This is a genomic window from Ferribacterium limneticum, from assembly GCF_020510585.1.
In the GTDB taxonomy this organism is placed as follows: Bacteria; Pseudomonadota; Gammaproteobacteria; order Burkholderiales; family Rhodocyclaceae; genus Azonexus.
Genome location: NZ_CP075190.1, coordinates 2,938,075 through 2,958,123, shown reverse-complemented (window position 1 = coordinate 2,958,123; position 20,049 = coordinate 2,938,075). Strand labels below are relative to the sequence as shown.

The following is a 20,049-nucleotide window of genomic DNA, read 5'->3' as shown; positions in this document are numbered from 1 at the left end:
GCCTCAGACATTTCAATTTTGGCCAAAATTTCCGGTTGACCGTAGCAATGGCGTCCAGCCAGCCATTCAAGGGGGCGGGGAAGCAGAAGCCAGGGGCGCAGTCATCGGATCTTCACGGTACGTCGAGCCCCCAGAACTTGATGATGTGGAAGCTGGAGCAAATCCCCACGTCCAGAATGAACGGTGCCGCCTTGCCGCACCCGTTTTCCGCAGCGCGGGGAGCGATCGGGGTGCCGTGCCCCATGCCAGTGATCAACACCGTCTCGACCAGCACCTTGCCGTTGCTGTCCTTGTACTGCTTGTGTGCCTGGCCGTTGATCGTGTCCTCGCCGTCGGGGATCTGATCGATGCCCAGCACGTTGGTCCACTGGTCCACCAGTTCTCGCTGGTCCTGCGGGTTGACCGTGCCGTCCGCTGTCCCCTGCCAGATCGAGACGCGTGGGAACGGCCCATTGTGGTTCGAAGCGCTGCGCACCAGCGCGCCCCACTGGGCCGGCGTCAAATTTTTCATCGGCGCCACCTGACCCGACAGGCTGACGCCGCATTGACCCAATGCTTCGCCCGCGTCGTTGGCGCACTTGTAGGGGATGCCGGCGATGATCGCACCCCCGGCAAAGACTTCCGGATAGGTGGCGAGCATCACCGCGGTCATGGCGCCGCCGGCTGAAAGGCCGGTGACATAGACTTTCTGCGGGTCGACGCGGGCATCGGTCTTGACCTTGTCGATCATTTGCCGGATCGACAAGGCTTCGCCCCTGTCGCGCTCGTTGTCGCCGCGTTCGAACCAGTTGAAGCACTTCGACGAGTTATTGGCCTGCTGCTGTTGCGGCAGCAAGAGCGCGAAACGGTGCTGGTCGGCGAGCTTGGTCCAGCCCGGCTCGTCATCGTAAGCCGCCGCCTCCTGCCGGCAGCCGTGCAGCGCGACGACCAGCGGGCGCGACGCGCCGAGATTCGCCGGCAGGTACTGGCACATTTTCAGATTGCCCGGGTTGGCGCCGAAGTTGGTGACTTCGCTCAGTGGCGCGCCGCAACTGCTGGCCGGGGCGGCGCACAGCCACGGGAACCAGATGCACCACCAGGAGGATTGCGCGGAAGCCGTCAGCGGCAGCGCCAGCAACAGCGTCAGCATGAATGCGTTGAGCCAGCGCTTGCCTGGCTTCGTATTGGGTGATTTCTTAGGAACCGCCAAGCGTGTATTCATTTTGAGTTCCTGTCGACATGGTGTATGTGAAATGCATGTGACTCGCATGGCCTGGTTATGTTCCCGACATTGTCGTGACCATCGGCCATGAGGCAGGAAATTCAGCGACCTCTCGTTAAATGCCCGGATGCTTTTTAATTTTGGTCAAAATTTCCGGTTGACCGTGGAAGACGGATTCAACTGCCGCCTTGCTTCACCACATGAAATTGATCGCCTCAGGCATGGCCGTGATTGGCTGCTTTTACCAAACTGCCGGCGGATGCACTGCGTCTTTGCAGGGTGGAGCGACGAATTCCGGTTGTGGCGTCCGGAGCATCTGGCGGGCTGATCAGTCGATATGCCAGACACGCATGTCGAAGAGTTTTACCGTCGCCGGCCGGAGCGGCCAAATCCTGCCGTCCGGGAGTTCGGTGCTGTCGGATTTCTTTACACCGGGGCCGCCCCATGTGTCCGGGTATTCGTCTAAGTCATTGATGATTGACGATTATGCATTCGGGTACGCTTGATGCATGCGGGTGACGACACGGTCTCCGGTGCGGGTACTACCTGACGAGAGGGATCGCCTGCGCTCCGTTCCTTCGTCCTGGAGGTGCCATGAACCCTTTTCGTTTTCCAAGACTCTCCCGCGTTGCCGCGCTTAGCTGTTGGGCGCTTCTCGCAATGCCGGGGGCCAGCCAGGCCGGGCCGATCGTGTCAGGCACCTATTACCAGTTCGGTTTCGGCGATGCCGGTTTGGCGGCCACTGGCTGCGACCCGGCGGACCCGGCCGGAGCCTTCTGCCTGGCTAGTTCCGGCACGCCGACGACATTTGCCGACGCCTCGCCTTGGTCCTTCCTGGCACCCGCCAGCGGTTCGGAGCTCATCGTTACCGATGCCTTTGAGTCCGGCGACCAGTTTGAAATCTTCGATTTCGGCCTGAGCCTGGGGCTCACCTCCGCTCCGGGGGCCAACATAGTTGACTGCGGCGACGATCCCGTGCCCTGTCTGGCCGACCCGAGCATCAGCCATGGCAGTTTCCTCCTTGCGGCCGGGGCGCACGCCATCACGATCGTGCCCGTTCTGGCACCCAGCTTCGGCGGTAGCGGTTATTTCATCGTCGACGCCACTGCTACCCCGCTGCCCGAACCCGGCTCGCTGGCCTTGTTCGCTTTGGCGTTGGCCGGGCTAATCCTCGCCAGACGCTCGCCGCTGCGCTGAGTCCGGGCCGGTTATCCGTTCGTTTGGCCCGGCTGCGACGATGTCGGGCGTGTCTTGCATCAGGAGGTTCCCATGAGCATTTCCGCGAAGCAGATAAGGTTCGAGAGCCGGCACGCTGGTCGGGCGATAACGGCAGTGATCGCCTTGCTGGCGGGCGTTGGTGCGCTGGTGTGGTCGCCGTCGCCGCTCACTGCTGCGCCGCTCATGGCGGCGCCACTCAACGTATTCGCTGGGCCGACCTCGTCGCAGCCCCTGGCGCTGAGCGCCGATGGCGCGTTTCTGGTGGTGGCCAATCCGGACAATAACAGCGTCACCTTCTTCGACCTGCGCAGCGACCGCAACCGGCGGGTGGCGGAAGTGCCAGTGCAGGGCGAACCCAACGGCGTGGCCTTCCTGCCCAACGGCAGCAAGGCTTACGTGGCTAACACCGTGAGCGGCACGGTGTCGGTGATCAAGACCAATATCGCCAACGGCGTGGTCGCCAGGCCGAGCAAGCACATCGTGGTGGGCACCGAACCCTACGGCCTGGCGCTGACCCCCAACGGCAGAAAGCTGTACGTTACCAACGCCCGCTCCAACTCGGTCTCGGTCATCGATACCGCCACCGACACGGTAGTGAATACTATCTCCAACGTGGGCTTCGAGCCGCGCGGCCTGGCGATTTCCAACGACGGCGACGGCGATGACACGGACGAAACTGTCTACGTCACCCAATTCCTCTCGCTGCCGGTGGCCGGCAAGGTGGATGGCGCCGATGACGCCAAGGTCGGCAAAGTCACGGTGCTGTCGACCTCGACCGACAGCATTGTCACCGAAGCGACCCTGCAGCCGCTTGCCGACAGCGGCTTCAAGGCCAATGGCGATGCCCTGGCGCGGATCGCGCCAGGCGCCAATTTCACCTTCACCACCGGCGCCTACCCCAACCAGCTCAACGGCATCGGCATCAAGAACGGCTTCGCCTACGTCCCCAACACTGGCGCCTCACCCAACGGGCCGGTGCGCTTTGACGTCAACACCCACAGCCTGCTGTCGGTGCTGGACGGCAGCAACCACCTCGACGCCGGCCTCACTCTCAACATGCACACCGCCGTGCGCGACCAGACGTCGACGCCCAAGCTGTTCATCACCCAGCCCTGGGCGCTAGCCTTCAAGCACCTGGCCGACGAGGGTTACGTCGTCAGCGCGGCGAGCAACATCGTCGTCAAGCTGGCGGTGGACGGGCAGTCCGGCGCGCCAAGTGTGCTGAGCGATCCCACCGATTCAGCCCGTGTGCTGCAGATCAAGGTCGGCAAGAACCCGCGCGGCATCGTGGTCAACGGTGCCGATACGCGCGCCTACGTCATGAATTACGTGTCCCGCGACGTCTCGGTGATCAACCTCACTGCGATTCCCGAGGCCGTGATGGCGACTTTGAAATCGACTAACATGCCGGCCGTTGGCACTCAGGCCGACATCGTGCACATCGGCAAGGAGCTGTACAACACCTCGGTCGGCGAGTTCGATCCAGCAACGCCGGCCGGCGCCCCGATCACCGGGCGCATGTCCAACAACGGCTGGGGCTCCTGCGCCGCCTGCCACAGCCCCTTCGGCCTCACCGACAACGTGGTGTGGATCTTCGCCGCCGGGCCGCGGCGGACCATTCCGCAGCATACCGACTTCGATCTCACCGATTCGACCCGCAGCATTCAACGCATTCTCAACTGGTCGGCGATATTTGACGAGGAAGAGGATTTCGAACTTAACATCCGCAATGTCTCCGGCGGCGCCGGCCTGATCGTCCAGGCCGATGGCGTGACGCCCGACGCCGCGGTGGCCGCCTTCACCCCCGCCAGCGCCAACCGGAATCAGCTCAAGGTGCGCGGCGTGGGGGGCTGGGACGCCATCAAGGCCTTCGAGAAGTTCGGCATCCGCCCGCCCATCTCGCCGGTCGCCAAGAGCGAGCCGGACGTGCTCGCCGGACGTGCCCTGTTCACCTCCGCCAACTGCCAGCAATGCCACGGCGGCCCGCAATGGACCAGCGGGCGGCTGCGCTATACGCCGCCGCCGAGCGCTGCCCAGGTAGTGGGTGGCCAGATCATCGGCGAACTGCGTAAGGTCGGTACCTTCGACGCCAGCTTCTTCAATGAGGTGCGCGCCACCGCCACCGCGCCGCTCGGCGCCGACGGCTTCGTTCCCGCCTCACTGCTGTCGCTGTTCGCCTTCCCGCGGACCTTCCTGCATAACGGTGCGGCGAAGTCGCTGGACGAAGTGCTGAACAACGTCACGCACCGCTCTGCCGGCACCAGCGGCGTGGATAAGCTCTCCAACCCCGCCGACCGGGCAAAGATAGTGAGATTCCTGCAGTCCATCGACGCGGCGACGATACCGATATTTTGAATCGGGCTGGTCGGCACGGGTGGCGTTGCGCTGACCGACGAGCCGATCAGCAAGCTCCTCGGCGGTGGGCTGGTAACGTGCCAGGACAATACCCGTCGAAACAAAAACGGGAGCCGTGGCTCCCGTTTTCTTCGCAAGACCTGACAGATCTGGCCGACAGGTGCCTACGGTGAGCTTTGGAGGGCGACCGACCGGGGTCGCCCTCGATTCCAAGCCTCGGATATTTCAATTTTGGCCAAAATTTCCGGTTGACCGTGGGAACCGAGCTTGGCGAGTAGCTCAGGCGGCTATTTCCGCCGACAAGGCTTGCCTTCGTATTGATGGCGGTGCAACGCATATTCCCGACCGTTCCAGCGTTCGACAGGGAAGCAGAAGCCGGGGCCGCCGATTTCAATGTCTGGCCAGTTGCCGGTTCCTTTGGTGGTCAGGATGTTGAGCATGCCGGTGCCGCTGGTGATGAGCTTCCAGTTGCCATTGGGCTGTTTGCTGACCAAGCTGTAGCCAGCCCCGGTGTTGCCGTAGCAGAAGGTGCCGCCTTCGGTAATGATCGCTTCGGACAGGCCGTCGCCGTTGAGATCGCGAACATCTTCAATGGCACCTGGGGTGGCGCCTTGTGACCGATCGTCGCAAGCTTGCCAGCGTTTGCCCTTGAGCTTGAAGCCGGCAGCCTTGAAAGCGGCGGCCAAGTCGGCTGACGACAGCTTTTCGGGCGCGCCGAGTGCGGTGGTGCAGGTAAAGGCCAGGAGGGCGCCGGCGATCAGAAGATTCGTTTTCATCGAATACTTTCCTTTCAGAATGAGCACCACAAGGCGCTAGCGGTTGGCCTTGATGCCGCGCACGCAGTGGTGCCCGAAACTGCCATGCCGGAGCGTGGGCCGGATGCCAGCCAGCGGATGTCGTTGGCGATATTCATCAACGCAGTGGCCAGCGCCTGGATCAGTTCGTTGGGCATGCGTTTGGTCGAGATGGCAATATGCTCCGGCGAACGCTTCGTTTGAGCGCCCCACAGGCAGTTCACCGCCACCGCGATACTGCCGATGGTATCTGTCTCCAGCCATCATGGCATTTGCCGGCTAGTGCCGGGCGTGCAATTCGACGTTCAACTTGTCGGCAACTTCCGCCCAATCGGCGTCATGAAGAAGTGCCTCGTGCAGGAAACAAGCCTGCGAGGCGCTCCAGAAGGATGCTTCATGGAGTTGCATGGCGCCGGCCAGTGGGCGGTAAGTTTCGATGAACCGCTCAATGGCGTCGTCGTCGCTCGGCTTGCCGAGTTGGGCAAACAGGTTGTTCATGCTGTGTACGGGTCGTTCCATGCTGGCTCCTCGCTGGACGTCACTGGCAACGGTGTTGCCATTTAGCGGCACAGGTTGGATACGATTCAGGTCTGGAAGTTCGGGCGTGGTGTTGGTGATTCCGGGAAACCCCCACTGCTCTTCAGACACTCTGACCGGCCGTCTGGGCGGGAGCGGCCATGCCGCCACCCTGCACGCCCCGGCATGCCATAATTCCGCAGGCATGATTCGGGCTGGCGTTCGACGCTTTTTACCACTCACCCTTCAAGGAACAGGACCATGCGCATACTGTTGATCGGCCTGCTGCTCTTTCTTTCCTCGCATTCCATTCGAATCGTCGCCGAAGGCTGGCGCGGCAGGCAGATCGCCCGCCTTGGCGAGAATCGCTGGAAGGGTTTGTACGCGCTGATTTCCGCTCTGGTGCTGGGGTTGATCGTCTGGGGTTTCGGGCTGGCCGGCGTTGAGGCCCAGGTTCTCTGGCAACCACCGCGGTGGACCGTCCACCTGGCCGCCTTGCTGACACTGCCCGCCTTCGTGCTGCTGGTCGCCGCCTATGTGCCCGGCAGCCGAATCAAAGCGGCGGTCGGTCATCCTATGATCCTGGGCGTGGCGATCTGGGCCTTCGCCCATCTCATCGCCAACGGCCGCACCCATGCCGTGGTGCTGTTCGGTGCCTTCTTCGTCTGGGCCGTCCTCGATTTTGCCTCCGCCCGGCGCCGCGAACCGCCCGTTGGGCAGAAGGCTCAACCTGGCACCGCGGCGCGCGACGCACTGGTGGTGATCATCGGTACGGCCGCCTGGGCATTGTTCGCCACCGTTCTGCATGGCTGGCTGATCGGCGTGAGACCGTTTGGCTGAACTGTCGTGCCAGAAAAGCTCAGAACCTAACCGGAGGCCCTTTCCAGATGTTGTCAAAGGGTGCGGCACGAGCGATCGCATCGCTGGCTGTACGCCAGCCCTCGCAGGCGTTGCGGCCCGGGCGGCGGCGCCAGCGGTTGAGTAGTGCCTTGCAGCGCGCGTAGAAGTGAAAGAAGCGGAGCACCTGCTCACGCTCCGCCGTAGTCAGAGGAGCGGCACTGCAGACCAGTTTGTCGTCGCTCATGCCGCGGTCGGTCAAGGTCACCGCGCCCCACGCCCTGATCCGAAGTCGAGTACCGAGGGGCAAACGCGGCCCGAGCACCAGTGCATCCAGCAGATCGCCTTCAAGCCCCAGGTAATTCGGCACCGAGCCGTAGTTGAACGGACTTGGGAGGGGCGAGATGAAATCAATGCGCCCCGTGGAGCCGCGTTTCAGGAAACAACCTCGTGGTACCTCGATCACCACCTCGACCTCGGGGGCCTCATCCGCGACCTCGTGGGCGGGGGCGGGGTGGCAGTTCTCGTTTTTCATGGGGCTGCCACAATGCCAAACCGATCATGGTTACTCGAAGCATAGCTCAGGTGTGCCCGTGGAGTTGGGCTCATCCGGTGGAATCAGCAGGCCGGGGCACTGGCACTTGTATTCGATGTTCGGTGAGTGTCCTGCCAAATGTTCGTTTACACAAAATTCTGGACCCCCTTAAACGGCGTCTTTGGCACGATGCGTTTCTCGCTCCCGGTCTGCAACACCGAGGAAGAAGCCAAACCGCAGGAAAGCTTCGCCCCGACCTGCGCCTGAGCGTCATCAGTCATCCCTTCTCTCTGCGGCACCTTGGTTGGCCCCGGAAGCGATTCCGGGGCTCGATTTCGGACCACTCGCTTGCGATGGCGGGCATTGCAGCACGTATTTGTCAACAGTCCTCGGCATCGCTTTCGGGGCATCGGATAGCGGATCGCAGGAAGCCGCAACCACCGCCTTGCCCAGTCTTGCCAGCGCCGACGTGCTCCATGGCGTACCGGAGTAGCTGCATTTCTTGCCCGTGCCATCGCACTTCGCCAGCGCGATCCAGCCCGCATGTTTTCCACTGACACCGACCATCCACGTCGCGCCTTCTGCCGCTTTTCGACTGGAAAATTGCTGGATCGCGGTAACCGCCGTCGGTATAACGTCTTGCAAATCGCCCGGAATCAGCGCGTTATAGACGCCAACCGCAATTTTTTCGGGAGGTCCGCCCTGATCCGCGTGTGCCGCCGCATTTCCAGCCTCCAGCGTGGATCCAGGCTCCTTGCTCGCGGGCGGCTTGGGTATCTGTAGGACGAAACAATGCGCACCATCACTCTTTGTGCTGACATCAAAGGTGGGATTCAGGATTCCCTTGTCCCGCAGCCGCTTCTCCAGGGCTTTGCAATCGGGCGACGCGTCAGCCAATTTCTTCCACTCGTCCCCATCTGAAACCTCGAGCTCCCGGGCGTCGTCGTCAAACAGGCGCCAGCTCTTCCCGCCGACCTCCACCCCGACACCACCGTCTTCCGGCCAGGTACGAACGCTCTTTACCTTCGGGTCAGCCCCTTCCTGTTTGGATTTAATCTCCGTCTTCAATACATTTACGGCCTCCTCGCCGATCACCTGACCAATCTGATCGACCTTGGCGCTGGGAACCGCCGGATCATCGTCCCAGACAATCCGGTAGAGATTGACTGAACCTCGCTGGACAAATTGGCCGCTACGCGAAATCGTCATGTAGCGATCGTTGGCATCCAGCAATACGACCGGGTCAAAAAAGAACGCCTCGCGCCAAATGCTGGTGGGGCTGAGCGTGCAGGTCGCTTCCTGCCCGGTAGCGCTTCTGGCATAGGTCGCCGCGTAGAAGTTGATATCGTCGGTTGGTTTTCGCTCCGGCAAGAATATTCCGCGCATCGTTCCGCGTGCCGGATAAAAGATACCGGACAGGCTGTTACCTTTGCACGCTATTGGATTGTCCGGGTCGAATTCCTTATTTTCTGGGGGTTTCCGGTCGCTGCGCCAAATGCCTGTAATCATCCGGCTGCGCAAATTCCCGTTGACCACGGGTTCGGTGTCCTGAAGATATACCAGGCGCTGCGCCAGGGATATCTGGGGAAACAAACTGAACCACTTCGTGGGCGGTTGATTGATGTATTCCCCTTTCGCCTGTCCATCCGCGACCTGGCTCGTTGCCATCAGTAGCTTATCCAGTTCATGCCCGGCAAGACGGCTATCCGGTTCCAAGCCATAACTTCGTTGCTCGACCGTCTGCCGCGCCATCGCGAAGTCTTGGCTGGCTTTCATAACGCCACCGGTGCGCAGGTAGGGCGCCGCCACGAACAATGCGATAACTGCGGCAACAGCTAGAAACCCCCAGCCCCACGCTTTCGCCTTTGATCTGTCAGCCTCGGCTTGAATTCTTTGTTTCTCTTCGCTGTCGCGCAGACGTACCAGGCGGGCTTCTTCCCTGCTGTGACGGACCTGTTCTTCGAGAATCTGTTTCGCGTCGGCTTCCGCTTTTAGTGACAATTCGTGGGCCTTTTCCTCGGCCTCCCTGCGCCGGTCCGCTTCTTTCTCCCGTTCGCTCGCCAGTCGAGCTTCTTCTCGTGCGTTACGCGCCTGCTCTTCCGCGAGCCGCGCATCTTCCTGTGCCTTGCGCTCCCGCTCCTGCAGCGCACGCTGGGCATCGGCTTCAGATTTAAGCTTCGCTCGCGACGCCTCGATGTAGTTCGCAACCTCGCCCTCGACGTCACCGAGGCGGTCGCCGTCCCGATATTGTTTCAGGGTGCGAAACCAGTCGTCGCGCTTGTCGCGTTCGGCAAACACCGGGCCCAGCCTGGCTTCGTCGAGCCGGATCAGCTCCGGCTGTCCGAGCAGCCGTTCCGGACTCCATTTCTCGTCCCGCCATTGTGAACAGCAGCGCAACACGCTCAGAAATGCTTCGAAGCGAACGGCCTCCTCGTCGACCAGTCCCTTGAAATGCGCCCAGCCGCGGATGAAGGATTCATGAGAAACCTTGAGCGTCACCTGCAGCGGATTTTCCCGGTCCCAATACAGGTAATGGACGGAATCAAGGTAGCCCTTTTTGAGCAAGGCTCGCAGATCAGTCGGAGGCTCGGGTTCGCCTGCGAACAGGTCGGGATCGTCTACATCCAGTCGCTGCTGGTTGTAGGTGCCATTGTTGGGATCCTTGAAGGCCAGGCGGCGCAGGACGAAGTCGAGATGCTTCCTGTCGCCTTCGGACTTCTCCCCATAGGTCGCCTGCGCCCAATTTTCCAGGCTGGCACGCAGGGTGTTCAGCGTTTCCTTATTCTCCTGCTTCCGGTCGGCGTCCAGCCGGATCAGCCAGCCCACTTCTTCTTTGCACGCGGGGTCGGCGGCGCCTTCGAGGTCGGCCCATTGAACCGCGTTCGGCACCTTGTGCTCGCCATCGACGCCACAACGCTTGCTGGCCACTTGCCAGATCCTGGCGAGCAGATGCTGCAGGAGGGGCAGGTGGTCCGGGTCGTCGGCGATCCCTTCCACGTCCTGAAGCAGCCGCTTGACGACGGTCTCATCGAATGCGATGTCTTCGGGCAGGCCGGCAGCGTCGTCGCCCCGCTGCAGCGTGCGGAGGAATTTGTTAGCTGGCCCCGTGATCGCCTGGCGCAATTGTTCTTTATCAGGCCGCCGAACCAGATAGACGGATTCGTTGATGGCGTCAGGCAATTCGAGATAGCCCGCGCAGTCGGCTAGATGCTCGCTGCGCATGGTGATGATGACGAAGCAGCGCGGATGCGGACTGAAAAAATGATCGATGACTGCCTCGATCAGGGTCCGGGTATCTTCATTTCCCTTGGTCTTGGGATTGTTGTTGGGATGGAAGAGCTCTTCGAACTGATCGATGACGACGAGAAAGCGGGCATTTTCCGGTTTCGGCCCGCGGGCTGGCAGATCTTTCGAGAAGGCATCGATCAGGCGAGCAAAGCCGGATCCACGACGGAAAATGGCCGCGATATCGCTACGTCGCGCGCTTTCCCGCACGTCATCGACCGTCTTCGGGTCATTATGCAGCGTGTACATGTTGAGCGTTTGGGAGAACTTCCAGGCCAGCCTAGTGATGGGCGTCTGGCTGGCCGTACGTTCTTCATCCCTCTGACTCGCTTCCGATTCCGGTGTTGCCGTGGTTCCCGGAGTGAACACCACCGGTACCCAGTAATCCCCCGCCTCTGGAATGCCGAAGCCGCGCAGCTTCGGAACGACCCCGGCCCGCACCAACGAGGACTTCCCGGACCCCGAACCACCGATTACCGCAACGAACTGGGTCTCCTCGAGGCGCTGAACAATATCCTTAACTTGCTGGCCGCGACCGAGAAAAAGCGACGCCTCGTGGTCGAGGAAAGGACGCAGGCCCGGATAAGGAGACGTCGGAACACGGAAAACCCCGAGTCCGTCAGCGCAGCTCATTTCGCTGCCTCGCCTGCGAACTTGCCGGCCAGCAGGCGCTGACGCTTGCGCTCCAAAACCTTGGTCAGGAAGATGACCAGTGCCAGACTGTCCTGATCGGCTATGCGCAGGCCGCCTTGCGCATCCGGCTCGAATTTCAATACCTGCCAGTTCTGGACATGAGCTTCCTCCGGCGCCGGCGCACCGTTCTTCATCGGGTAGGCGATAATGCCCGGGATGGGAGTTTTTCCGCGAAGCTTGTCTTCCACGGCCGTGATTTGCGCCAAAAGCGAAGCGGAAGTCTTTTCGTCCCACAACAGCACTACGCCGTCGGCATCGTCCAGATAGGGGCGGTCATTGATTTCCTTCATCGGCAGGCCGGTCGGCCGCACCCGAAGCGTAGGCTCGACATGGTCGCTGGCAACGACCTGATCCCAGCTTATGTAGACTTGGGCAGCAAGAGGCCCCTTGTATTCATCCTGCCGCTCGTTGGTCTCTATGTAGATTCGGACCATCTCAGGATCTTCCGTCTGCGAAGCAACGTCCGCGGTTTTGCTGCGTGCCACCGCGTCTAGAATTTTGTCCGCAAGGTCCTCACGAATGTCTACGAACGCCTTCCAGAAGGTATTTGAAACGACGCGGTGCTTGCCTTCGGCGTCGTCGTCTTCTCCGGAATAAATCTGAATGGGCTGCTTGGGTTTTGCCGCTTGGTAAAACGGCACCCATAGCTGATCATTAAAGGGGCACAAGCGCTTCCACATGTCACCTTTGGTCAATTCATCTATTGCATTCTTGGACATCGCAATGACGTACAACCGTTCGCGAAATCCGTCATCCCCGAAATGCTCCTTGAAATGTTCTAGTTCCTTCAGGCACCATCCCGAATCGAGGTAGTTGTCGTGCACGAACAGGAAAAGCACAAACGTGTCGCGGACATTGTCTTTCAATTTGCCATCCAGAAGGCCGGATACCAGTGGATACTCTCCGCTATGGTGAATCGGCGGTAACCGGATGCCGCGCAAACGGCCGGGCAACGAGTAATAAAGTTCATCCTTGAAACAAGACACCCATTTGTTCCAAGCACGATTGTCGCCCTCGGAATAGCTGAAGAAGGCATAGTACCGGCACTCGGAAAACGGGCGTTTCATGGCATCGATCGTTTCCGTAACGACAGTCTTTTCAGTAGTCAATGGCATCACTCCGTCTCCGTTGTTGCCGCGTTTCCGTGCCTGCTCCGGGGGGCGGCATCACGTTCAAGTCTGGCCAGCACCGCGTCGAACGGCCGCTTGAGCATGGTCCGGCAGTACAGCGTCTCCCCGCTGGCCAGGCTGCCGTTTTCATAGAGTTTGTTGGCAGGCGCCCCGCCGCCGCAGAATCCGAAGTGGGCGCAGCTTGCTTCACATACCCCCGTTCCGCGCCTGATGGCCGCCCACAGGTCGAGGAAGCGCTGGCCTGCTGTGCTTTCCAAAAAACTGGCCCGATGCACGTTGCCCAGCACGAAATCGCCGAACTCAACCGAGTGCTGCCCGAGCAGTTCGGGCGAAAAAGTGCTGAAATCGCCGTTGTACGCAACCGAGATTAGGGTGAAGGGGATGGTCTGGGCGTTGTCCGGCCATTCCCGGCCTTGCCAGCGGTAGGTCGCCAGCGGCTCGGCGATCAGATGCATGGCCATGTCCAGTTCCCGAAAGTTGAGGTGACCGCCGCTCTGGATGTGGCGCTCGAGCAGGCGCGAGACAAATCGGGCGTGGGCCGGCTCGTGATCCGCGAGGCTGGAGCGGTCGTTCAAGCCTTCCGCCTCGTCGAAGTTGCAACCGACTTCGTGAACCTCTTGCTCCAGGAAAAAGTCGCAAAAGGCATCGGCATGGTCGAGTGTTTCCCCCGTGACGACGGCAATCGCGTGATACGGAATGCCGTGCTCGCGCAGCCTGGCCATGCCCTGCAGCACTCGCTGGTGGGTGCCCTGCCCGCGTCGGGTGTGGCGATGCAGGTCGTGCAGCCATGCTGGTCCGTCGACGCTGACGCCGATGCGCACGCCGTGGCGTTTGAACAGTCTGCACCACGCGTCGTCGACCAGGGTGGCGTTGGTCTGGATTGAATGCGACACCGCGCACGCCCCTCCGAGCACTTCGCTAACCAACGGAATCGCCTCGTCGTAGAAGGACGGCGGCACGACGAGCGGTTCGCCGGCATGCCAGACGACCGTCAGTTCCGGGCCGGCCAGATCGTCATCGGCCAGTCGCCGGGCGGCCAGACAAACCGTCTCCAGGCTCATCCGCGCCTTCGAGTCACGATGAGGGAGATAGCAATAATCGCAGTCGAGGTTGCAGAACGGGGTTGGCTGCAATATGAGCAGGCGGGTGCGAATTGCCGGGGAAAAATCAGCAAAATCGAAGCGCACCATTGCCGATGGAACTGTTCTTAAGGTGCGCCTTGGAACCCACTGGATATTCGAAGCGATGCTCACCCGCACTTCCCCCTTGAGCGTTCAAATTAGCGATTGAACCAATTACCCCAATTCCGCCAGTTCGGCCAGTTGTTCCAATTACCCCAGTTCGGCCAGTTGAACCACTGGGCATATTCCCGCTCTGACGCCATTCCGGCATCAGATGACTCCGCATCGTGCAGGAACTTGCGCATTTCAAGGACTCGCGCTTCGAGAATCTGTCGTTCCGTCGAGGGGGCTTCGATACTGGCGCCGACCGTGCAGAATCCCAAAGCACCGGCAATCGCCAACACTGCCGTGCAAAGGCGACGAAGCAGACCAGTTGCTCGTTTTCCTGAGTTGTTCACCTACCCCTCCGCAGGAATGCTTACGAAATTTTACATGCCATGAACATGCGATTTCTCGGTTTGAATAAAGTTCCAGCTGATTTCAATTTTGTCCAATATTTCCGGTTGACCGCACCCCGAAGGATGCACTCCTGGGGTGTGCCAATCACGTTCGGCCGCCAATTTACCGGCTATCTCGGACGACAAGGCTTGCCCTCGTATTGATGCCGGTGCTACACGTATTGCCGGCCGTTCCAACGTTCGACCGGGAAGCAGAAGCCGGGGCCGCCGATTTCGAGGTCGGGCCAGTTGCCGGTGCCTTTGGTGTTGAGGACGTCGAGCATGCCTGTGTCACTGGTCACCAGTTTCCAGCTGCCTTTCGGCTGCTTGCTGACCAAGCTGTAGCCGACGCTGGTGTGGCCGTAGCAGTAGCTGTCGTCCTCGGTGATGATGGCTTCGGGCAGGCCGTCGCCGTCGAGGTTGCGGACATCGGCGATGGCGCCCGGGGTGTAGCTCGGGGTCGGGTCGTCGCAGGCTTGCCAGCGCTTGCCCTTCTGTTTGAAGCCGGCAGCCTTGAAGGCGGGCGGCGGCCTGGTCGGAGGGTGACAGCATGTCCGCCGTGCCGACGGCGGTGGTGCAGGTAAAAGCCATAAGAGGGTGCCGGCAATCATGAACTGGGTTTTCATGGGTGACCTTCCTTTCCGGATGGGCGTTACAGCGTTTTCAGATATTCGACCAGGACGTCCTTTTCGCTGGCCGACAGGCCAGTGCCAAACTCATGCCCCTTGTTGCTCCCCCCCTTGCTGGCGGTGTCGAGCCGGGTGCCGACGCGTTTTGCTTCCGGCGAATCGCTGACAAAGCCGACTTTCGTCTGGTCATAAACGTCGTAGCCGCGCCAGAATAGTTTGGGCCGCCGGGCGGCTGGTTCGAGCAGGTCGCGCAGGGTGGGCACCGAGCCGTTGTGCAGGTAGGGCGCCTTGAGCCAGATGCCGTCGAGGAAGGGGGCGACGTAACCGATGAGGTCTTCTTCGACCAGCCCTTTGCGCTCCAGCCCCATGTCCTTGACGACCTGATTGGCCTTGATGGCGGCACCCTTGTTCCACGAGTCGAGCCGGCCACGGTCGGTGCCGACATCAGCCAGGGGGAGCGGCGTTCCGGTCTTTTCGCTGGCATGGCAGGCGGCGCAATTGGCGTCAAACACCGTCATGCCGGCGGCGGCGCGGGCAGCGTTGATCGGGAAGGGATATTTGGGCGGCGGCAATGCGGAGAGGTAATCCTTGAGCCATTTGACCTGCTCGAGAAAGTCGGCCTTGTTGGCGGGCGGGGCGCCGAGCACGCCGAGGGCGGAATCCATGATCACCGAGTAGGCATCGTTGCTGTCACCGGCGTAGTTCATCCGGTGGCCTTTTTCCCAGACGTATTTCTTGAGATTCCACACCGAGGGCATGTCGGTCGGGCCGAAGGTGTCGTCCATCGGTGCCTTGATCATGAAGTACTTGGTCAGGTTCATTGCATCGTCGCGGCCGCGGCCCCATTCCGGGAAATCCTTGCGGTAAATCCAGGCGAACTGGGCTTCGCGTTCGAGCAGGCGTTTCTTGGTGATCGGGATGATCAGGAAGCGGTAGAGCAGCTGGTCGATCCAGTCCAGATGGGTCACCCGGTTGATTTCAGCCATCAGGATGTCGGCGTTGAAACGCGGGTCCTTGGCACAGTCGATCAAGTAGCGGAAGAAACCTTCGACATTGGTCGTGTGGGCCGAGCCGCCGACGACGAAAACCGGGTTGGAATCGATTTTCTCGCGGTAGCTGGTGGTGTGGCAGACGGCGCAGTTGTTGGCGACACGGGCGAAACCGATGATTTTCTTGGTGAAGCCGATCGGCAATTCCTGGCCCTGTTCCCACGAAACACCGAGCGAGGCGTAGCCGCCGGGAACGACCAGACCATCCTGAGTCAGCTTTTCCGGAAAGATCCGGGGCAGCACGTAGAAAATCCAGTAAGGCACGCCGGCGTCGTTCTCGGCGCCGATCGAACCGTATTTGAAGCGCATTTCCGGTGAGGCGGTCACCCAGTCGGGTTGCGGATACTGGCGGAAGCCGCGGTCGTAGCCGATCATCCCGCCGATGATGGCGAGGGCAGCGAGGGCGAGCGCGGCGTATTTGAGCCAGGTCTTGCAGGAGCAGGAGGTAGTCATGATGTCATCGCCTCTCAGAATGTCTTGAGGAACTCGACCAGCGCGGCCTTTTCGCCGGCGCTCAGTTCGGTGCCGTAGGCCTTGCCCTCGTGGCCGCCGTTGCCGTTGCCGGGCACGGTGGTGTCGAGGCGGAAGAATTTCTTGCCGGCGGCTTCGCTGATGTTCGAGACGAAACCGACTTTCACTGGGTCATAGACGTCGTTGCCGCGGTAGAACGCTTTCGGCCGCTTGGCGGCCGGTTCGAGCAGGTCGCGCAGGGTGGGCACCGAGCCGTTGTGCAGGTAGGGGGCGCGCAGCCAGAGACCGTCGAGCGGCATGTTGGCGTAGCCGTGGGTTTTCTGGAAATGCGTGAAGCGCCATGGGTAGCCGGCGTAGAGCGTGGCTTGGTTTACGGCCAGCGTGTAGGTGTAGGAGTCGAGCCGGCGGCGGTCGGTGCCGATTTTGGCCAGCGGTTCGACGGTGCCGACGTACTCGCCGCTGAAGTCGCTGCCCGAGGCGCCGTGGCACGATGCGCAATACTTTTGGTAAATCGGTGCGCCCTGGGTGGCCATGCCACGGTCAACCGGAAAAAAAGCCGAAAAACGAAGTGGCTCGGCATCCATGATCCACGCTTCGACGCGCTTGATGCGTTCGATATCGATGGTCGGCGGCGTCGTCCCCGTGCCGAAGGCAGCGCTCTTGTTGCGCTCCTCGACGGTCGTGTTGTTGCCGTCCCAGTGCAGCTGCATTTCCTTCGGTTCCTTGCGCTGACGCTGCCGCCAGATCGACGGGAAATCAGCCGGGGCGTCGAATTCCTTGGGGTCGAGATGGCTCATCGGGAAATTGAAAATGACCTTGGCCGAATTGAAGGTATCGACCCGGCCAGGGCCCCATTCGCGCTGCTTGAACACCCAGTCGAAACGCCCGGCCAGGGCGAGCACCCGGTCGCGCATGATGGCGATGGCGATGGGGTAGACGAGGTAGCGGTCGAGCAGATCGAGATCGCCGCCCTGACGCTCGATTTCCGGCAGGATGTATTCCTTGGAAAACTTCGGATCGGCGGCGCAGCGGAAGAAGAATTCCTCGAAACCCTTCATGTTGAAGGTGGCGGCCGGCATACCGAGAACGATGGTGGCCGGCTTGTTGGGGGCGGTGCGGACGGTGCTGACATGGCAGGCGGCGCAATTGACGAAGACGCGGTCCACGCCCTGGAAGCGGCGCTGCGAGGTGCCGATCGGCAGATCGCGGTCGCTCCCGTCAGGCTTCTTTTCATAGACCATGCCAAGCGACTGATAGCCCTTGCCCGGCAGATATTGCGGGCAGACCTCGGGCAGCGCCTTCCAGATCCAGTAGGGGAAGCCCATTTCATGCTCGCCGCCGGTCGAGCCGTATTTGAAGTGCTCGGTCGGGCTGGCGTAGTCGACCGGAATGTCCTCGCCAAAGCGCTTGAGGAGCAGCAGGCCGATGAAGCCGGGGATGACGATGGTGACAACAAAGAGAATCAGGAAGCGGCGCTTCCAGGGGCTGGGGGTCTGTTCGAATTCTTCGTTCATGGTGCTCCCCTTGGTTTGTTGGCTTTATGGCGTGGGTAGGCAGGGCCGCAGGGCTTCATAGCCCCCGGCCAGCAATTCGTTGAGATTCGGCGGACGGCCGCTTTCAGCGCGCAGCCAGTCGCTGACCTGGGCGAGCAGGGTCTTGCGGGCGGCGCTGTTGCGCCAGCGCTCGCTGTTGGTGGCGAAGGCCGGCAGCATGCTTTCCGGCGGCATCGGCGTCTTGTCGCGCTGTTCCTGCGCCAGATCGGCCATGGCCAGACGGACGTAAAGGCGCGGCGCGCACTGGCGCAGACGGGCTGCCACCTGCGCGCCATTGCCGGCCAGAAAATTGGGCGGGAAGGTTTCGGCAGTTTGGTGGCAGGTCGCGCAGTAAGGGTAGAAAGCCTGTAACGCCGATTCGACCGGGGCGGTTACCAGGCTGCCCAGCGCCGCCGAGGGCACTTCCAGTCGCGGCGCGGGCAGGTTCAAGGCGGCCTGGCAACAGGGCTTGGCGGCTGGGGCGCCGAGTTCGGCGAGCAGTTCTGCCAGCAGGCTTTCCCGAGGAATGGCTTGGGGCGCGAACAGCGACTCGCCTTGTGGGCCTTCGGCCAGTCGCGTCATGGCACGCTCGATGGCGGCGAAATCCTGGCGGATATCGAGCACCACCTCACCCGTGGTGGGATTGCTGGCGCTACGGCGGAACACCAGCCGGCCAAGCACATGGCCCTCGGCGCTGCGCGGGAGTTGCTGCCCGAGGCGCAGCGTGAAGCTCGCTCCGTTTGCCGGCGCCGGGCCGCTGGGCACCAGATCGAGATTGCTCAGGGCGGTACCGCCGGGCAGGGTGAGCCGGGTCAGTTGTCCGCTGCTCGGCCGGCCGGCTGTCAGGTTTACGGTGCCGGCCAGGCTCGGTCCATTGCTCGAAGTACAGTTTAGCGACCAGCGCGAGGCCGGGGCGTTGGCGCTGAATCGGCAGGGTGCTGTCAGTTGGGTCGTGGCGATGTCGGGAAGCCGGGCGAGGGCCACCTCGATCTGGCGGCGCTCGGGGGCGGAAACGAATTCGGCCAAACCAGCGACCAGCGTGGTGAGCGCACCCGGTGCTTCGGCCTGCCAGATTTCCCGAGGAGCGCGCGGGGTCAGCGGTTCGAAACGGGCCGCAACGTTGGAATGGGCGATGCGGGCGGCCGGTTCGGCGGGCCAGTCGGCAACTTTATGCAGCGGGTTGCGATTCGGGATGTCGGGGTTGCCGATGGCCAGCCCGCCAGGCCAGCGGCGGCGGGATTCGCGGCGCAGCGGCTCGGCTACCGTCTGGTCGAAAGCTGCATCCGGGGCCCAGGTCTGGCCGCCGGACAGGGCATGGCGCAGGGCGGCGGTGAATAGCCCGGCCCGGCAGCGGCGGGCGGCAATGTCGTTGTCGCCGCAGCCTTCGCGCCACAACTTCTGGCTCAGGGCGAAGCCGTTGGCGCGTTCGGTGGCGTTGTCGATGGCGTAGGGAATGTCGATGCCGCGGTCGACCGGGATGCCGTAGAAACGCCTGCCGGTGGCGGCGAGCAGGGCAGCAATCTGCGGGTTGGCGTTGGTTTCGTCCCACAGGGCGCGCGAGAAAATGGGTGAGCCGTTCTGATGGCAGGCGAAGCAGAGCTTGCGGTTGGCGTAGAAGACCTGCGGCTGGCCGCCGGCCCGGTAGTCCTTGACGAGCTGGAATTCGAAGCGGCCGGCCGCTTCGTTGTAGCTGATTACTTCGAGCACGGCTGATTTTTCCTGATAGCCGAGGTAGACGCGGTCTTTCAGGAGAAATGTCGAATTTGGGCCATTTTCCGAGTCGACCGCAACAACCACCCGGGGATAGGCGAAATAGTCCGGCGCCGCCGCGGTCCGTTGCAGCGAGCGGCCGAGCGGGATAAGTACGCGCTTGGCCGGCGGCAGGGCGCTGCCGGGATCGGATGCCAGCAGGGCATCGAGGCGGGCTAGCAGGGCGGTGAACGGGAAGGGCAGTTCGATGGCACTCTGGCCGTTGCGCGCTACGGCGAAAAGCTGGTCGAACAGCGAGCGGCCGACGGGGGGCAAATCTTCACCGGGCACAGCCGGGTCGATCACCCAGGTCGGCGCCGGGCGGGTGGTTTCAGCCGCCGCCCACATTACCGCTCCCGGCCCGCAGGCCAGTCCGAGCAGGCTGGCCAGCAGGGCGTTGCGCAGGTCCATGGCAGGCTTCCATGACCAACTCACGG

General features: G+C 61.9%; 17 protein-coding genes. 5 read left to right on the top strand and 12 right to left on the bottom strand.

Translation table 11 applies throughout. The annotated features are described in order from the left end of the window. Nucleotides 1-112 precede the first annotated feature (112 nt). Nucleotides 113-1,201 (bottom strand): extracellular catalytic domain type 1 short-chain-length polyhydroxyalkanoate depolymerase, encoded by a 1,089-nt coding sequence (locus tag KI613_RS14175; RefSeq protein WP_226400556.1) that lies wholly within the window; start codon nt 1,199-1,201, stop codon nt 113-115. Between the two features lie 594 nt (nt 1,202-1,795). Here KI613_RS14175 and KI613_RS14170 point away from each other — a divergent pair. Beyond that, the gene (locus tag KI613_RS14170) at nt 1,796-2,398 is read left to right on the top strand and encodes a PEP-CTERM sorting domain-containing protein (RefSeq protein ID WP_226400554.1); all 603 of its coding nucleotides are present in this window, start codon (nt 1,796-1,798) and stop codon (nt 2,396-2,398) included. Nucleotides 2,399-2,470: 72 nt separating this feature from the next. Beyond that, the gene (locus tag KI613_RS14165; protein ID WP_226400552.1) at nt 2,471-4,774 is read left to right on the top strand and encodes a YncE family protein; all 2,304 of its coding nucleotides are present in this window, start codon (nt 2,471-2,473) and stop codon (nt 4,772-4,774) included. 287 nt (nt 4,775-5,061) lie between these two features. On the opposite strand, the gene KI613_RS14160 is transcribed toward KI613_RS14165, so the two are convergent. Further along, a complete protein-coding gene (locus KI613_RS14160) occupies nt 5,062-5,550 on the bottom strand; it encodes a hypothetical protein (RefSeq protein WP_226400550.1) in 489 nt (162 codons plus the stop codon). Nucleotides 5,551-5,634: 84 nt separating this feature from the next. On the opposite strand from KI613_RS14160, the gene KI613_RS14155 reads away from it, so the two are divergent. Then, complete coding sequence (locus tag KI613_RS14155) at nt 5,635-5,772, top strand: hypothetical protein (RefSeq protein WP_226400548.1); 138 nt, start codon at nt 5,635-5,637, stop codon at nt 5,770-5,772. A gap of 75 nt (nt 5,773-5,847) precedes the next feature. On the opposite strand, the gene KI613_RS14150 is transcribed toward KI613_RS14155, so the two are convergent. Continuing rightward, the gene (locus KI613_RS14150; RefSeq protein WP_226400546.1) at nt 5,848-6,087 is read right to left on the bottom strand and encodes a DUF2789 domain-containing protein; all 240 of its coding nucleotides are present in this window, start codon (nt 6,085-6,087) and stop codon (nt 5,848-5,850) included. 258 nt (nt 6,088-6,345) lie between these two features. Between KI613_RS14150 and KI613_RS14145 the strand changes: the two genes are divergently transcribed. Continuing rightward, complete coding sequence (locus KI613_RS14145; RefSeq protein ID WP_226400544.1) at nt 6,346-6,924, top strand: NnrU family protein; 579 nt, start codon at nt 6,346-6,348, stop codon at nt 6,922-6,924. A 19-nt stretch (nt 6,925-6,943) separates the two neighbouring features. Here the strand turns inward: KI613_RS14145 and KI613_RS14140 are convergent, their stop codons facing one another. After that, the gene (locus KI613_RS14140) at nt 6,944-7,456 is read right to left on the bottom strand and encodes an inorganic diphosphatase (protein WP_226400542.1); all 513 of its coding nucleotides are present in this window, start codon (nt 7,454-7,456) and stop codon (nt 6,944-6,946) included. Between the two features lie 138 nt (nt 7,457-7,594). On the opposite strand from KI613_RS14140, the gene KI613_RS21240 reads away from it, so the two are divergent. After that, nucleotides 7,595-7,723 (top strand): hypothetical protein, encoded by a 129-nt coding sequence (locus KI613_RS21240; RefSeq protein WP_264181436.1) that lies wholly within the window; start codon nt 7,595-7,597, stop codon nt 7,721-7,723. Between the two features lie 6 nt (nt 7,724-7,729). Here the strand turns inward: KI613_RS21240 and KI613_RS14135 are convergent, their stop codons facing one another. From KI613_RS14135 to KI613_RS14100, 8 genes are all read right to left on the bottom strand, one after another. Beyond that, nucleotides 7,730-11,374: an MAP7 domain-containing protein gene (locus KI613_RS14135; protein WP_226400540.1), complete on the bottom strand. Its 3,645-nt coding sequence runs from the start codon at nt 11,372-11,374 to the stop codon at nt 7,730-7,732. Next, on the bottom strand, nt 11,371-12,549 hold the full coding sequence (locus KI613_RS14130) for a TIR domain-containing protein (protein ID WP_226400538.1): 1,179 nt from the start codon (nt 12,547-12,549) through the stop codon (nt 11,371-11,373). The genes KI613_RS14135 and KI613_RS14130 overlap by 4 nt, the downstream gene beginning before the upstream one ends. Continuing rightward, nucleotides 12,549-13,817 carry a cyclophane-forming radical SAM/SPASM peptide maturase GrrM/OscB gene (grrM, locus tag KI613_RS14125; protein WP_226400536.1) on the bottom strand — a complete coding sequence of 423 codons (1,269 nt, stop codon included), beginning with the start codon at nt 13,815-13,817 and terminating at the stop codon, nt 12,549-12,551. Before grrM ends, KI613_RS14130 begins: the two co-directional genes overlap by 1 nt. Nucleotides 13,818-13,843: 26 nt before the next feature. After that, on the bottom strand, nt 13,844-14,143 hold the full coding sequence (locus tag KI613_RS14120) for a hypothetical protein (RefSeq protein ID WP_226400534.1): 300 nt from the start codon (nt 14,141-14,143) through the stop codon (nt 13,844-13,846). A gap of 212 nt (nt 14,144-14,355) precedes the next feature. Next, on the bottom strand, nt 14,356-14,808 hold the full coding sequence (locus KI613_RS14115) for a hypothetical protein (RefSeq protein WP_226400532.1): 453 nt from the start codon (nt 14,806-14,808) through the stop codon (nt 14,356-14,358). A gap of 26 nt (nt 14,809-14,834) precedes the next feature. Continuing rightward, on the bottom strand, nt 14,835-16,313 hold the full coding sequence (locus tag KI613_RS14110) for a c-type cytochrome (protein ID WP_226400531.1): 1,479 nt from the start codon (nt 16,311-16,313) through the stop codon (nt 14,835-14,837). Between the two features lie 14 nt (nt 16,314-16,327). Further along, on the bottom strand, nt 16,328-17,845 hold the full coding sequence (locus KI613_RS14105; protein ID WP_226400529.1) for a c-type cytochrome: 1,518 nt from the start codon (nt 17,843-17,845) through the stop codon (nt 16,328-16,330). 24 nt (nt 17,846-17,869) lie between these two features. Continuing rightward, complete coding sequence (locus tag KI613_RS14100) at nt 17,870-20,023, bottom strand: hypothetical protein (protein ID WP_226400527.1); 2,154 nt, start codon at nt 20,021-20,023, stop codon at nt 17,870-17,872. Nucleotides 20,024-20,049 lie beyond the last annotated feature (26 nt).

Excerpts from the sequence above, each read along its gene's own strand:
- KI613_RS14115 (WP_226400532.1), bottom strand. The coding sequence starts at position 14,808 with ATGAAAACCCAGTTCATGATTGCCGGCACCCTCTTATGGCTTTTACCT.
- KI613_RS14150 (WP_226400546.1), bottom strand. The coding sequence starts at position 6,087 with ATGGAACGACCCGTACACAGCATGAACAACCTGTTTGCCCAACTCGGC.
- KI613_RS14140 (WP_226400542.1), bottom strand. The coding sequence starts at position 7,456 with ATGAAAAACGAGAACTGCCACCCCGCCCCCGCCCACGAGGTCGCGGAT.
- KI613_RS14130 (WP_226400538.1), bottom strand. The coding sequence starts at position 12,549 with ATGCCATTGACTACTGAAAAGACTGTCGTTACGGAAACGATCGATGCC.
- KI613_RS21240 (WP_264181436.1), top strand. The coding sequence starts at position 7,595 with ATGTTCGTTTACACAAAATTCTGGACCCCCTTAAACGGCGTCTTTGGC.
- KI613_RS14155 (WP_226400548.1), top strand. The coding sequence starts at position 5,635 with ATGCCGGAGCGTGGGCCGGATGCCAGCCAGCGGATGTCGTTGGCGATA.
- KI613_RS14165 (WP_226400552.1), top strand. The coding sequence starts at position 2,471 with ATGAGCATTTCCGCGAAGCAGATAAGGTTCGAGAGCCGGCACGCTGGT.
- KI613_RS14175 (WP_226400556.1), bottom strand. The coding sequence starts at position 1,201 with ATGAATACACGCTTGGCGGTTCCTAAGAAATCACCCAATACGAAGCCA.
- KI613_RS14170 (WP_226400554.1), top strand. The coding sequence starts at position 1,796 with ATGAACCCTTTTCGTTTTCCAAGACTCTCCCGCGTTGCCGCGCTTAGC.
- KI613_RS14100 (WP_226400527.1), bottom strand. The coding sequence starts at position 20,023 with ATGGACCTGCGCAACGCCCTGCTGGCCAGCCTGCTCGGACTGGCCTGC.
- KI613_RS14105 (WP_226400529.1), bottom strand. The coding sequence starts at position 17,845 with ATGAACGAAGAATTCGAACAGACCCCCAGCCCCTGGAAGCGCCGCTTC.
- KI613_RS14110 (WP_226400531.1), bottom strand. The coding sequence starts at position 16,313 with ATGACTACCTCCTGCTCCTGCAAGACCTGGCTCAAATACGCCGCGCTC.
- KI613_RS14135 (WP_226400540.1), bottom strand. The coding sequence starts at position 11,374 with ATGAGCTGCGCTGACGGACTCGGGGTTTTCCGTGTTCCGACGTCTCCT.
- KI613_RS14160 (WP_226400550.1), bottom strand. The coding sequence starts at position 5,550 with ATGAAAACGAATCTTCTGATCGCCGGCGCCCTCCTGGCCTTTACCTGC.
- KI613_RS14145 (WP_226400544.1), top strand. The coding sequence starts at position 6,346 with ATGCGCATACTGTTGATCGGCCTGCTGCTCTTTCTTTCCTCGCATTCC.